This is a genomic window from Halohasta litorea (assembly GCF_024494645.1).
GTDB lineage: Archaea > Halobacteriota > Halobacteria > Halobacteriales > Haloferacaceae > Halohasta > Halohasta litorea.
In genome coordinates, this window is the sequence record NZ_JANHDJ010000004.1 from 1 (window position 1) to 13,200 (window position 13,200).

General features: G+C 62.0%; 16 protein-coding genes and 2 tRNA genes. 8 read left to right on the forward strand and 10 right to left on the reverse strand.

The window, feature by feature from the left end:
- Positions 1–229: 229 nt before the first annotated feature.
- Positions 230–535, forward strand: a complete 306-nt coding sequence (locus NO877_RS10280; protein WP_256396253.1) for a hypothetical protein — start codon at positions 230–232, stop codon at positions 533–535.
- 198 nt (positions 536–733) lie between these two features.
- Here NO877_RS10280 and NO877_RS10285 read toward each other — a convergent pair whose 3' ends face one another.
- Positions 734–1,825, reverse strand: coding sequence for a type I restriction enzyme HsdR N-terminal domain-containing protein (locus NO877_RS10285; RefSeq protein ID WP_256396254.1), 1,092 nt, complete (start codon positions 1,823–1,825; stop codon positions 734–736).
- A gap of 180 nt (positions 1,826–2,005) precedes the next feature.
- On the reverse strand, positions 2,006–2,221 hold the full coding sequence (locus tag NO877_RS10290) for a hypothetical protein (protein ID WP_256396255.1): 216 nt from the start codon (positions 2,219–2,221) through the stop codon (positions 2,006–2,008).
- Between the two features lie 32 nt (positions 2,222–2,253).
- Here NO877_RS10290 and NO877_RS10295 point away from each other — a divergent pair, with 32 nt between their 5' ends.
- On the forward strand, positions 2,254–2,445 hold the full coding sequence (locus NO877_RS10295) for a hypothetical protein (RefSeq protein ID WP_256396256.1): 192 nt from the start codon (positions 2,254–2,256) through the stop codon (positions 2,443–2,445).
- 220 nt (positions 2,446–2,665) lie between these two features.
- On the opposite strand, the gene NO877_RS10300 is transcribed toward NO877_RS10295, so the two are convergent.
- The 3 genes from NO877_RS10300 to NO877_RS10310 form a co-directional block, all read right to left on the reverse strand.
- On the reverse strand, positions 2,666–2,797 hold the full coding sequence (locus NO877_RS10300; RefSeq protein WP_256396257.1) for a transporter: 132 nt from the start codon (positions 2,795–2,797) through the stop codon (positions 2,666–2,668).
- A gap of 69 nt (positions 2,798–2,866) precedes the next feature.
- Complete coding sequence (locus NO877_RS10305; protein ID WP_256396258.1) at positions 2,867–4,198, reverse strand: ribonuclease catalytic domain-containing protein; 1,332 nt, start codon at positions 4,196–4,198, stop codon at positions 2,867–2,869.
- Between the two features lie 66 nt (positions 4,199–4,264).
- On the reverse strand, positions 4,265–4,567 hold the full coding sequence (locus NO877_RS10310) for a DUF7562 family protein (protein ID WP_256396259.1): 303 nt from the start codon (positions 4,565–4,567) through the stop codon (positions 4,265–4,267).
- A gap of 180 nt (positions 4,568–4,747) precedes the next feature.
- Here NO877_RS10310 and NO877_RS10315 point away from each other — a divergent pair, with 180 nt between their 5' ends.
- Entirely contained in the window at positions 4,748–5,227 is a 480-nt protein-coding gene (locus NO877_RS10315; protein WP_256396260.1) for an RNA-binding protein, read from the forward strand.
- 9 nt (positions 5,228–5,236) lie between these two features.
- Here the strand turns inward: NO877_RS10315 and NO877_RS10320 are convergent, their stop codons facing one another.
- On the reverse strand, positions 5,237–5,944 hold the full coding sequence (locus NO877_RS10320; protein ID WP_256396261.1) for a DUF1028 domain-containing protein: 708 nt from the start codon (positions 5,942–5,944) through the stop codon (positions 5,237–5,239).
- 165 nt (positions 5,945–6,109) lie between these two features.
- Here NO877_RS10320 and NO877_RS10325 point away from each other — a divergent pair, with 165 nt between their 5' ends.
- Complete coding sequence (locus NO877_RS10325; RefSeq protein WP_256396262.1) at positions 6,110–6,460, forward strand: cell division protein SepF; 351 nt, start codon at positions 6,110–6,112, stop codon at positions 6,458–6,460.
- A 6-nt stretch (positions 6,461–6,466) separates the two neighbouring features.
- Here the strand turns inward: NO877_RS10325 and NO877_RS10330 are convergent, their stop codons facing one another.
- Positions 6,467–7,489 (reverse strand): PrsW family intramembrane metalloprotease, encoded by a 1,023-nt coding sequence (locus NO877_RS10330; protein WP_256396263.1) that lies wholly within the window; start codon positions 7,487–7,489, stop codon positions 6,467–6,469.
- A 99-nt stretch (positions 7,490–7,588) separates the two neighbouring features.
- On the opposite strand from NO877_RS10330, the gene NO877_RS10335 reads away from it, so the two are divergent.
- Together NO877_RS10335 and NO877_RS10340 are read left to right on the forward strand one after the other, a co-directional pair.
- A complete protein-coding gene (locus NO877_RS10335) occupies positions 7,589–7,966 on the forward strand; it encodes a DUF7532 family protein (RefSeq protein WP_256396264.1) in 378 nt (125 codons plus the stop codon).
- Positions 7,967–7,974: 8 nt separating this feature from the next.
- Positions 7,975–9,453 (forward strand): ribonuclease FAU-1 family protein, encoded by a 1,479-nt coding sequence (locus tag NO877_RS10340; RefSeq protein ID WP_256396265.1) that lies wholly within the window; start codon positions 7,975–7,977, stop codon positions 9,451–9,453.
- A gap of 61 nt (positions 9,454–9,514) precedes the next feature.
- On the opposite strand, the gene NO877_RS10345 is transcribed toward NO877_RS10340, so the two are convergent.
- Positions 9,515–9,589: transfer RNA gene (locus tag NO877_RS10345), tRNA-Ile, on the reverse strand.
- A gap of 308 nt (positions 9,590–9,897) precedes the next feature.
- A tRNA-Asn gene (locus NO877_RS10350) sits at positions 9,898–9,970 on the reverse strand.
- 99 nt (positions 9,971–10,069) lie between these two features.
- On the opposite strand from NO877_RS10350, the gene cca reads away from it, so the two are divergent.
- Together cca and NO877_RS10360 are read left to right on the forward strand one after the other, a co-directional pair.
- Positions 10,070–11,434 (forward strand): CCA tRNA nucleotidyltransferase, encoded by a 1,365-nt coding sequence (gene cca / locus NO877_RS10355; RefSeq protein ID WP_256396266.1) that lies wholly within the window; start codon positions 10,070–10,072, stop codon positions 11,432–11,434.
- A 61-nt stretch (positions 11,435–11,495) separates the two neighbouring features.
- Positions 11,496–12,845 carry an aminotransferase class III-fold pyridoxal phosphate-dependent enzyme gene (locus NO877_RS10360; RefSeq protein ID WP_256396267.1) on the forward strand — a complete coding sequence of 450 codons (1,350 nt, stop codon included), beginning with the start codon at positions 11,496–11,498 and terminating at the stop codon, positions 12,843–12,845.
- A 1-nt stretch (position 12,846) separates the two neighbouring features.
- Here NO877_RS10360 and NO877_RS10365 read toward each other — a convergent pair whose 3' ends face one another.
- Positions 12,847–13,170, reverse strand: coding sequence for a ribbon-helix-helix protein (locus NO877_RS10365; protein WP_256396269.1), 324 nt, complete (start codon positions 13,168–13,170; stop codon positions 12,847–12,849).
- Positions 13,171–13,200: the final 30 nt, after the last annotated feature.

Sequence of the window (13,200 nt, forward strand, 5' to 3'; positions counted from 1 at the left end):
AAGCTCCTCGTTGAGAGTGTTGACGACAAAATTAAGCAGGTGCTCTTCTTCGATCTGATTGTCTGCTTGGTTTGGTTTCACACTACGTCCAAGCAGACACTTCCTCTAACCCGATGTGATCGACTGAGACTACATTGACCACAACCGGCACAACGTTACTGATGACTACGGTCGAGAGCCGCTGATTACCAGCGAACGTGGTCGACTGACGGCTACGCCGATTCGCCGGATGGTCAACCGGGTGACCCAGCCCTGTTTTGTCGGTGAGTGTCCGCACGACGAGGACCCCGACATCTGCGAATATCGACACTACGAGAATCTGGCGAACTGCCCATCGTCACGGAGTCCGCATACGATCCGGCGCGGATCGATCACTCACCATCTACGGAGAGGTGCGCCACAAGTCGTTGTCGAAGGTCGCTGTAACGTCTCCGCTGACGTGCTCGAAAAGCACTACGACGAGCGGAGTGACCGCGAAAAGATGGAAGCCCGACGAGAGTGGCTCGACGATGCGTTCCACGGGGATTACCAATGAACTCGAAAAAAGGAATTCAGGCGGTTAGCAGTGTAGCACAGTTGCGTAATCGGCCGAACACCCATCTCCCAGCGAGTCCACTTCACTTCGTTCTCGCTGCGCTCAAACTCGCTCAGTGGCCTCGCTTTACTCCCCCTCGCTCACTGTGTTCGCTCGCGGGAATCCCAGCGAGTCCGGCATAAGCATAGATTCGACGTCCTACCAGTCACCGAGGAACTCAACAGATAGCCCAACCTCCCCTGCAAGGTCACGAATACGGCTCCTTTTGCCCTGCAGATTTAATGACGTGTCAAGATAGTCCCCGTTAGTCAATTCGTATGGAGACCGCATCTCATCGCCAGTAGGGTGTGTCGGCTCGGTATTGACTGCGCAATTCTTCCGAGCCTGTGGTGGTGAATATGGCATATCGACCGCATCTATGAAGTCATGTTCGGCGATCAAGTAGTCGACTGCGGCACCCATGTTTTGCTTCTGTTTCGTATGGCGTTCCTCTCTACGTGCCGGAATCCGCACCCCATCGGAAAACTGGATCACATAGCCCTCTGTATTACTCGCTTGCGAGCCAGTGTCCGATTCTACAGGAGTTGTATCCTGCTCTGCTGATGGCGTTTCACTCACGAACTGCCGCTGTTCACGAAGCACCGACACAAGGCTCTGCACGAACTCGCGGGCCTGTTCGTCGAGATCTATCGTCAGCTCGCCCACTTCCGACTCTACCGCACCAGTGACGGCCTCGGTAACGCTGTCTTCGTTCTCCTGGAGGTGTCGAATCGCTTGGTTCGTCTGTGCAACCTGTTCTGCGATCTCGTCGGATTTTCCCGAGCGAATCGACTCCTTCGTGAGCAGTTCCAACACGGCCGGATTTTCGGCGAGATCGTCGAGATCGAACTGCACGACAGAGACCTCTTCACCGCCGTTCTGCTGGTTCTTCGTCAACACCTCGAACGATTTCCCGTTCGTCAGAATTCCCCAGTCGGTGTCGAGTTCCTGTCGCATATAGCTCCGCAACTGCTGGACCTCGCTGTCGGTCAGCGTCGACCGAATCGGCTTGGCCTCGACGAAGACGACCGGCGAATCTCCGATCAGCAGGGCGTAGTCGACGTGCGTACTTCCCGATGCCATCGGGACGGTGTACTCTAATGCGACCTCGGTCGAGTAGAGATCCCACCCGAGAAGCTCTAAAAACGGCTGGACGAGTTTGACTTTCGTGTTTTCCTCATCCATCTGTGGAGAGGATTCGATGAGTTGCTGGCAGCGGTCGACGTACTCATCGATTTCCTTCCGATCCATTGGCAACTGTTGTACGACGCATCTATTTATAAGATGGTGAAATTACTGGCCTCGATACATTCTCCTGCAGATTTGTCGACTGCCCGTGCCACGACCGACTCGGTCCCGAAGATCCCGACGAGTGGGGACCGGGCGTCGACGCGGATGCTGAGAACTAATACAGACACACTGAGGTTTGGATTATGATGGACTATCGGTCTTCACAAGCATCTCAACAGCCACAACCACCCGATAGAGCAGGTACACCTGCCAGAGGCCGACCGCGAGAAGGCCGAAACCAACCACCAGCGTTACCGACCGGTTGCCCACTGCCAACACGGCGGCCACACAGAGCAATCCCACCGCAACCACGCCGGGGAGCGTTGAGACGTCCTCTCGAAAGCGCGCGGAAACCATTATTCCAAAAACGGTGATTCACTGACAAATAGGTGTGGGAGATCGAACGCTTCTCTCTCAGCACACTTCCGATCCGTGTCCAGCGACCAGTCGACGGCCGCGAATTAGCATTACCCGTCTCCCTGCCGACGACCAACCGACTGCGCCATCTCGCAATTACGATCCTGGAGGGTCGACGGCGGGCCGTCCTCGACGTCCTGAACGACGCGGGAATCACTACGTAATGAGCGACGAGACCAGCAACGAGACCGACAGCAACGTGGTCCTGCTCCCGCTGCCGAATCGCGCTGTCGAGCCGATCCTGGACAAACTCACGGGGTCGACATCTCCGAGTCGCCCGTGATTATGATCAACGCCGAGACGGTCATCTCCGAGGAGTCCGGTGCCGTCCGCGAGCAGTACAGCCAAAGTGGAGTCACAAGCCAACACATCTCCGGCGAGTAGTTACTTCCCCAGCAATCGAAGCACGACCGACACCACCAGCACGATGACCGACGCGATCATCGCAAACGGCGGCACGGGGATGAAAAACAGGACGATACCAAGCAGGATGCCGATTGTACTGAGCCGAACCATACCTTCTATCGAGCCGACAGCCACGAAACCGCTGTGGCCCGTAGCCCGACAGTCATCGCCCGGAACAGATCAGGCGTCGACGCCGTGGACTCGCTCGCGTTCTTCCTCGTCCAACTCGGCGATCTCGGCCTCCGAGAGCACTTCCAGCCCACGGTTGTTGATCGCGTGGGGATCGAGATGGATCTCGTTCATGAACTGTTTATACAGCCGTTCGGCGGTCTCGCCGTCCTTCTGTTTGTCGGAGGCCTTATCACAGAGTTCGATCAGGTTCTCGGGGACGTCGTTTTGGTGGACGATCCAGTGGTTGATCAGATCCGAGAGCCGCCGAATGGGGCTGGTGAAGTGGCCGTAGATGTCGAAGTTCAGCGCGTGGTGGCCGCCGAAGGGGTCGTTCATGTACTTCGCGCGTGGCATGACTTTCAGCACGGCCCGCTGGATCTTGTTGAGCTGGCGGCCGGGGGACTCCTCTAAGGCTGCGTTGACGGCCTTCCGCGGGTCGTCCCAGGAACTCCCTGGAATCGAGACGCCCTCGAGATCCTGGATCTCCCGCAGGGCCTCGTTCCACTGGTCGGGCGTCGGCTGGGGGTGGACACGATACATCGCCTCAACGCCGCGGCCCCACATCAGCTCGTGGGTGACGGCCTTGTTGGCCTTCAGCATACACTCCTCGACGATCGTGTGGGCGCGGTCCCGCGAGGGATTGAGCACGAGCGAGCCGTCTTCCTTCCGCTGTTGGTGGAGCTGTTCGGCCAACTCGAAGACCAAGGCACACTCCTCGTGGAGCGGCGTCCCCGGCTCGTCGAGTCGGTTTTCGGCCTCGGTGTAGGTCATCCGCTCGTCGCTGTGGACGACGGATTTGTAGATGTCGACCTCCTCAAAGGAGAGCGTCTCGCGGTCGATGGTCATCTCGACGGTGTGGGCCAGTCGATCCTCGTTTGGGACCAGCGAACAGACGGTCTCTGCAAGGACGGGCGGCAGCATATGAACCGTATAGGCGGGGAGATAGACGGTGTTACAGCGTTCGAGCGCTTCGGCCCACATCTCCGAGCCGGGGTGGACGTAGTGGCTGACATCGGCGATGTGGACCCACAGCGTGTAGTGTTCATCGTCTTCGTCGATGCTAATCGCGTCGTCGAAGTCCTGGGCGTCGGCGGGGTCGGTCGTCCAGGTCGTCAACTCGCGGAGATCCCGCCGGTCGTCGATCTCGGCTTCGATCTCGTCGTAGACGTCCTCGGTTCGCTTGCGAGCCTCGACCAGCACGTCGCTGGGGAATTCATCGCGGATCTCGAACTCCTCGAAGAGGTCTTCGCGTTTGGCTTCCAACTGCTCGGCGATCGATTCGGTGACCCTGACTGGACCTTGGCCCTCGGCAGTCCCAGCCTGGGCCTGTTCGTCTGACATACGTTGGCTAATGAGGGTTGGATAGAAAGACGTGTCGGGGCGGGTTGGTCGGCCGCCCGGACGGTCTCAGGACTCTCGGTGGTCGACCGGGCCGTCTTCGGGGTCGACCGAGTCCAGATAGCGCGCGAGGAACTCCGACTGGGAGAGATTCCCCGCTTCGATCCCCGTCAGGACCGCTTCGAGATCGCCGCGCGGCTGGTGACACAGCTCCCGGAAACAGTCCTTACAGAAGTGTTCGAACTCCTTGTCGTGTCGCTCCCAGCGGTTGCCCTCCTTGTCGTACTCGCGGGCCTCCGAGCGCGGCACAGCGTCTCCACAGGCGGTACAACTCACCGTTTGTTTGCCCCGATTGCTCCGCGAGCGCCACATACCACGTCTGTCGATACCAACCCACTTATGACTTGTTCCTGGCTGTCTGACGGGTGTACGACGGCGCTACGGCCCGTTTTATCATTCCGTACCGACAGATTCCTCACGATCGTTTTTGGACAATAACGCGTGGGGGCATAGAACGGTCAATTTATTCGGTGGGCGGGCATCGCTTCGGCTATGCAGGTCAAATCCAGACACCACCTTCGCAGCGACGCCATCTCCTCGCTCCAGGAGTCCCTGTCGGCTGCGTTCGGCTCCGAGGTCACCGGCGACAGCTTCGAGTTAGTCGAGTTGAGCGACACCCCCTTCGACGTGATCCTCGTCGACGGCGAGCAGCTGATCGCCGAACTCGACGGCGAGCCGTTTCTCACCGTCCAGGGGGCAAACGAGTTCCCGCCGACCGAGTCGGTCGTCACCGTCGACGCCGGAGCGGTCTCGTTCGTCTCCAACGGCGCGGACGTGATGCGGCCCGGCATCGTTGAGGCCGACGACGGGATCGAACCCGACAACCTCGTGGCTATTGCCGAAGAGACCCACGGCAAAATCCTCGCCATCGGTCGCGCGCTCGAAGACGGCGACGCGATGGTCGGCGATTCGGGCAAAGTCGTCGAGTCGATCCACCACGTCGGCGACGATCTCTACACGTTTTCGGTCTAATCTCCGACCTTATTCCGGGCGTAGCGACTCGATATCCTCGGGGTCGGCGTACTCGTCGAGGCTCTGCTCGTAGCCCAACAGTGCGGCCTCGTAAGTCGTCCGCAGCTCCGCCACCGGCGTCTCGCTGGCATCGACACGCAGATCATTATAAAACCGCCGGTAGGCCGTCTTTTCGGTCGTCACGACCTTGAGCGCGGCACTCCCGACCGACAGCGATTCGCGTTTGTCGCCGCCCGCCTCGACGCCTGCCGACAGCGCGTCGACCAGCCGCTCGGCCAGCGGCGCGTCGCCGAAGGCGTCGGATTCGTAGGCCGCGGCGGTCGCATCGAGCACGTGTTCGTCCTCCAGGAGGTTCCCCGCGACGGTGAACTGGCCGGTGTCGCGGTGGCCCGCCTCGCCGACACATTCCCGGCCGGTGAAGACGACGCTCCCGTCGGCGTCGACGCCGTGGACCTGTCGGTTACGGCGGTTGTCGTCGGCCGAAAGTAAGGCCTCGACGGCGTCGTCGATGGCGAGGCCGTCGGCGAGATACGACAGTGTCCGCTCGCCCAGCCAGTCGCTTGTGTGGCTCTGGACGGCCACCGCGCCGTTCTCGGAGACGAACGGACAGAGCGCGCCGACCCCCGGCAGCCGGGTTGTCACCGCCAGGCCGAACCGGTAGTGCCGCGTGTCGTCGCCGTCCTGGTATGGCTCACGCACACAGAGACTGAGCGTCATGCCGACTCATGTGACTACGTGGTGAAACCAGTTTGGTCGTCGGCTATGCCCGTCTCACGAGTCGATTCGCTGCGGTAACCGATGGCTGTGGCAGCCGCCGACTACTCCTGCCAGCGGGGAGCGTCTGACGTAAGAACTAATGTTTAACCCGCCCGCATACTGGCTATGGGTATCATGAGTAAGATTCTCGGCGGCAGCGATCAGCGCAACACCGAGGATTACGTCGAACTGGATTTGGATAGTTTCGAAACCGCCACCGGTGGCGCGGGCCCCGCCGTCCGTATCGCCGAGGTCGCGGGTCGACAGGACGTCATCCCGATCAAAGACGCGGTCTACGACGGCGATCTCGTTATCGCGGATATCACGCGCCACAGCACCAAAGACCGGACGGTTGAACAGATCATCGACGAGCTGCGACAGGTCGCCGAGGAGGTAAACGGCGACATCGTCCAGAAGGGCGACGACCAGCTGATTATCACCCCGACCGGCATCAAAGTCTCCCGCGAAAAGCTTTAACCCCGGTTAGCTTCGTTCGTCCAGTCGCGACGCGCGGTCAGTCGAAACACTAGCCTCGCCCCCAGCACCGACTGCGCGGTACTCCGAGCGGTAGTGCCAGATCTTCCGGAGCAGATACAGTCCAAAGATCCCATCGAAAATAATTACGAAGACGAAAAACGACGCGAGCTGTGGGAGGCCGGTCACCGAGGCGATAGTGAACGACCCCACCCCAACCGTCGAGTTGTAGGTCGCGTGAACCGCCGCGGCGATGAGGAGCCCTTTAATAATGATCGGGCCGCGGTTCTCGGGGTTGAATTTGGCCAACCCGAGGTAGTAGCCCGCGATCGCCGAGTAGATGACGTGGCCGGGGCCAGCCAGCGCACGGATCGCCGCGATATCGCCGCCAGCGGCGATCGCACCGAGGCCGAGGCTGAGTTCGGCCAGCTCACCGGCCTCCTCTAGTTGAGTAACGATATACAGCGAGTTTTCGATGGTCGCAAAGCCGAGCCCGGAGATCGCCCCATAGACCGCGCCGTCGACGACCGAATCGAACCGCTCGTCGGAGTAGGCATACAGCCGGACGGCCAGCAGTTTCACCGTCTCCTCGCCTGGCCCGACGATGAGGAAGTAAAACAGGACCAGTCCGACTGCGCCGAGCGGCTGGAACAACTGGCGTGCGGCGGTGTTGATGAGGGCGGCGAACGTCGCAAAGAGGATCGAGAGGATGAACGTCGTCACCAAAAGCGACAGCGGCTCCCGCGTGGTCACATCGGAGCGATAGACGTAAACCGTCAGTGCGAGGGCGGGCACGACCGACAGCAGCGTCAGCAGGCCGACTGCGGGTTCGGTGAACGCGGTGAGTCCACCGATCCCCACGAGGATGCCGAGTGCGAGCAAGATGACGAACCATTTGGCCGCCCGCGTCAGCAGCCAGTAGAGTGCGACCGCCGCCCCGTCGACCGAGGTTCGTTCCTCCCACGTCGCCACGTCGTAGAGATCCCGGGAATCGTCGGCCGCCGCCTCGACCGGGTCTCGCTGGTCGCTCATGGGCGTGATTCGACGGCGGGCAACTAAGGTCTTCTCTCGATGGCAGCTGCCGCCTCCGAACAGTGACCATTCAAAAGCACCGAGCCCGAACGGTCAGCCATGCATTTCGATCCACGAACCCAGCAGGCACTCCGTGAGGTCGGCCTCGATACCGAGGCGCTCCAGGAGGCCTCCGAGCGCGTCGTCGAGGCGGTCGCGGCCGACGCCGACCGGCTCGAAGCCTTCTTCGCGGACGCCGAGACCGTCTACTCCGATATGGAGACCGCCCACAGCGCCAGCGAGATCCAGACCCACACTGTCGAGTTTATCGACCTCTACACTCATGCCGCCGATCTCCGAGGCTATCTCAGATTCGACTCCTGGGGCGTTCCGATTGAGGGCGGCCGTGTGCTGAGCGACGAGGTCGTGGAACTCAGCCTCGGCGAGACGGTCACCGACCGGGTTCGCTTCGCCCGCGACGAGTCGGCACTCCGGTGAGGTCGAGGATGACCGACACCAACCCGACCGACGACACGCCGACAGCGACCAACGCCGCCGCCGACACTCATCGCGCCCGCATCCGGGGCATCTACACGACCGCCCTCACCCAGCGTTGTCTCACGGCCGGTTGGCAGGTCGTCGACGCCTCGGGTCCGATCGAGCGGCGGTTCGAGACGAGTTTCGAGACGGGCCCTGCCGACGTGGCCATCGAGACCACGGACGACCGACAGGGCGTTGGCCTCCAGGGGACACCTGCGGCAGTCGACGCCGCGACCGACCTCGTCGGCTCGGTTGGTATCGATACGCTCGGCTGGGCCGATCCGGCTCCCGAGGGGGCCGTCTTCGACGGTCGAGTAGCTGAGACATCGGGCCGCGGCGCGGTCGTCGACCTGGGGGACTGCGAGGGGTATCTCCCGTTTCGAGGAGTCGATGGTCACCTCGATAGTGGCGATTCGGTCCGTGTGCAGGTCCAGGAGGCTGCGCCGCCGTGGGACGACGACCGGCCCCTACTGTCGACGACGATCGAGGTCTCGGATGGGCTTGTGACACTCATCCCCGAAGCCGGCGAGCCGACCGTCGATACGCGCGACGAGGCGGCGGCCCGCGAACTCGTCGGGATGACCGAGCTTCTGGGCGTCGAGGCCCCCGATGGCTGGCGGATTCGGTGGGCCCACGCCGCCACCGAGGCCGGGATGGCAACACTCGAAACGGTCCTGGACCGCACCGCCGACCGCGCGGCGGCGCTCACGTCGAAACTCGATGCGGATGACGTCTCCGGCGGCGTCGATGCCGCGGGCGATGCGCCCGCCGAACTCGCCGCACCAGCAGCAGGCGCGTGGCTCTGGTTCGGCCGTGAGAGCCGGTTCGCGCTCGACGAGATCAGGAGAGACGTAACGACGACGATGCCCGGCCACCACCGCATCAAGGCCGGATCGAATGGGGCGAGTGCGGGCGTCGATTTCGTCGAGGCGCTCTGCTCGCCATCGGGTGAGTTCCCCTTCGAGACCGTCGCCGACACGTTCGGCCCGGCGGTCGGCGACGAAGTCGAAATCGCCCACGGAAAGCCCGCCGGTCACTGTATCAGCCTTGGATCGGGCACCGTCATCGAGCGAGACAGCGAGAGCCTCACGCTCCGCCGCGAGCTCTCCGGCGGCGGTACCTACGACGGACTCGGCGTTCCCCGCCAAGCGGGTGATACGGCCACGACGACGGTCCGCGAGGGTCGGTGGTGGTATCCGACCGTCTACCGCGACAGCGAGGGCTCGGTGAAAGGCACTTACGTCAACGTCTGTACGCCGGTCGAGTGTTTCCCCGGGGCCGTGCGGTACGTCGATCTCCATGTCGACGTGCTCAAACACGCCGACGGCCGGATCGAGCGGGTCGACGACGACGAACTCGATGCCGCAGTCGAGGACGGAGACGTCGACGAGTCGTTAGCCGAGAAAGCGCGGTCGGTGGCCTCGGCACTCGAAAACGCGTTTTAAGAAAACACCGCCTACTCCCGGCTATTGATGCCAGTTTTCCCGAGATGATTGTGTATAAAAATGGGCCCTACCGGATTTGAACCAGTGACCACCGAGTTATGAGCTCGGCGCTCTAACCAGACTAAGCTAAGGGCCCTCGATTTCTGGTTCCGGCCGGTCCCATATGAGAGTGTCGAGTTTCGGTGTTGTCCGTCTTCTCGGTCGACTCGTCTGCTCGAACCCTGGCGTGACCCGTCTTGACTCTCCACGGGATTCTCGGAGCCGACGGTCCTCGTGAATTGTTTCGAGAGAAGACGCCGTCGCCAGGGCTCGAACTCGGCAAGACGATCATCCTCGCTCCGCTCGGATGCTGCGACTTGCCTGCACGAGCCCTTTCTGAACGCTTTCTCTGACGATGGAACTACTCGGAGACGAAACCCCTCGTGTAGTATCGTCAGAGAATGACGCCGTCGCCAGGGCTCGAACCTGGGACCACCTCGTTAACAGCGAGGTGCTCTACCATCTGAGCTACGACGGCTCAACGCAACCAAAGGTAGTCGGATGCATTTAATAGGGCTTTCGTTTTCTCCCCGACGGAAGCGACATCCTTTCACACGCCGTCTCTCAATTCTGGTGTATGACAACCCTCGATGACGTGCTGGCAACGGTCCACGAGCGCGTCACCCCGATGGCCGACGAGCGCCGACGGCTGTCGACCGCTGCGGCTCTGCTCACCGACCGAGCCGAGGCGGCCATCGACGACCACGATCTCGACGCCGACGTACTACAGGTCGGCAGCACCGCCCGCGGGACGTGGTTGGCCGGGGACCGCGATATCGACCTCTTCGTCCGCTTTCCGCCCGATATTTCCCGCGAGGAGCTCGAAGAGTACGGCCTCGACATCGGCCACGAAGTCCTCCCCGAGGGCCACCAGGAGTACGCCGAACACCCCTACGTCAAAGGCGAAGTCGACGGGTTCGATGTCGACTGCGTCCCCTGCTACCGCGTCGAATCGGCCAGTGACATCCGCTCGGCGGTCGACCGAACCCCGTTTCATACCCGGTATCTCGAGGCCCGACTTGACGAGGATCTCGCGGGCGACGTTCGCGTTTTCAAACGATTCCTGAAGGGCATCGGGGCCTACGGCAGCGACCTCAAGACTCGCGGCTTCTCGGGGTATCTCTCGGAGCTGCTCGTCGTCGAGTACGGTGGGATCGTTCCGCTGTTGGAGGCGGCCGCCGACTGGTCTCCTCCGGTAGTCTTCGATCCCGAGGACCACGGCACCACGACGTTCGACGATCCGCTGGTCGTGATCGATCCCACCGACCCCGATCGGAACGTGGCAGCGGTGTGTTCGGCTGAAAACGTCGCCCGGCTCCAGCACTACGCCCGGGAACTCTTCGCCGACCCCCGTCTTTCGCTGTTTTTCCCGTCCGATCGAGAGCTGTTGACCGCCACAGAGGCCCGCCAGCGGTTGGCCAGCCGAGAGACGATCCCCACTGCGGTCGTCTTCGAGACACCGGATATCGTCGATGATCAACTCTACCCACAGCTCGACAAATCCCTCGCCGGGATCGAATCGGGCCTTTCGACTCAGGGTTTCGGAGTCTTCCGGTCGGCAGTGTTGGTCGATGATGCGGGCAAAACTGCTGTCCTCCTGTTCGAGCTCTCGACCGCCACGCTCCCGGCTGTCGAGCGCCACGAGGGGCCGCCCGTGTCGGTTCGCGACCACGCCACCGGCTTCTTCGAGGCGTACGTCGACGACGAATCCTGTGTCGGGCCGTTCCTGGAGGGCGACCGCTACGTGGTCGAACGGCCGCGGGAGTGGACCGATGCCGCCGCCTATCTCGATAGCGACGCGATCTTCGAGGTCGGCCTCGGCGTCCACGTCGAGGACGCACTCACCGACGGCTACGAGCTGCTGGTCGGTAGTGCGGAGGTCGCGGAGTTGGTCGATACGGTCGACGCAGGCCTCACCGACTATCTCGATCCACGGCCCTGAGCCGCCTCGAGTTCTCCGTTTCGGCGATACGTTTTAGCTGCTAGTTTACGTATTAATTATTATGGACCGCGAGACGGCCGAGCCGTCGGTCGACCGGATTCCGGCCGAGCGGGCCGCACAGTGGGTCGACCATCACCACCGGACGGCCGCCCCGAGCACCTACGTCTACGAGTTCGTCTGGGACCTCTCGGGGCCAGCCGAGGGGCCGTTTTGCACTGACGTCGATGGCAACGTCCTGCTCGATTTTACGAGTCACGTCGCTGCCGCGCCGCTGGGGTACAACAATCCCAAAGTTATGGACCGCCTACGGGCGTTCGATCTGGTCGATCCCCTCAAGATCGCCGGGCAGGACTTCTACGTTTCGAGCGGCCAGGAGCCCGACGACGATTCGCTGCCCGGCCCGACTGGACTGATGGACCGGCTGGTCGAGGCCACAAGCGAGTATGGGATGTCGACGGTGTTTCTCTCCAATTCGGGCGCAGAGGCGGTCGAAAACGCGATCAAGATCGCCTACGACCACAGCGACGGCGGCCGGTACGGGATCACCTTCGACGGTGCGTTTCACGGCCGAACCTTGGGGACGCTCTCGCTGAACCGCTCGAAGGCAGTCCACCGTCGGCACTACCCCGAACTGCCATCGATTCACGATGTACCGTTCTGTACGGATCGGGGTTGTTCGGCTGAAACCTGTGGCTGCGGCTTTTTTACCGACGCTGGGTCGCAACTCTGTCGGATGGTCGACCCCGAGGAGGGGTATCTCGACCCCGACGAAGTCGCGTTTATTATCCTGGAACCGGTGCAGGGCGAGGGCGGCTACCGCATCCCAAGCCAGGCCTTCGGCGACGAACTCGCCGCGATCGCCGACGAATACGATATTACGCTCATTGCGGACGAGATTCAAAGCGGGCTCGGCCGAACAGGCAAGATGTGGGGGTCGGACCACTACAGCTTTGAGCCGGACGTGATTGCGGCGGCCAAGGCACTCCGGGTCGGGGCGACGGTTTCACGGGAGGAGGTATTCCCCAGTGAGACGAGTCGGCTCTCCTCGACGTGGGGCGCGGGCGACATCCTCGCGTCGCTACAGGGCGCGCTCACGATCGACGCGATCCGGGACTACGATCTACTCACGAACGCGACCGACCGCGGCCAGCAGTGTCTCGAACGACTGACCGATGAGCTCGGAAACACCGATGTTGTCGCCGATATCCGCGGTCTGGGCCTCATGCTCGCCGTCGAGTTCGATACCAAAGCCCGACGCGATGCCGTTCAAAAAGCCGCCCTGCAGCGTGGCCTGCTCACGCTGGGCTGTGGCCACAGTGTACTTCGGCTCCTGCCGCCACTGGACGTAACCGAGCGAGAGATCGAACTCGGTGCGGAGTTGCTTATCAAAGCGGTCGACGATACCCGCTAGCCTACATCCGGTAGCGGTTCGAGTCGTCCAGCGAGGGGAGATTGTCGCCGCCGGTCATCTCGTCGAAGGTCATCCCCGAGAGGTACTCGTCGTAAGTCACGTCGTAGCCCGACCGGAGGTGGAAATCCAGATCGCCGGAGTCGACCGTCTGGCGATAGAGCAGATGGACGCCACGCCGGATGAGTTCCTCGGGATCGTCGGTCTCGAAGGCGGCACTCAGCATGGCGAGTTCGTTTTTCGTCTCCCGATCCAGCGAGACGGTGAATTCGTCGTCGAGAGCGCTGTACTCGTCGGTGATATCCTCGGTAAGCTCGTCGAGACTCATACCGACTTCTGGGACAGCAGACGGAAACGC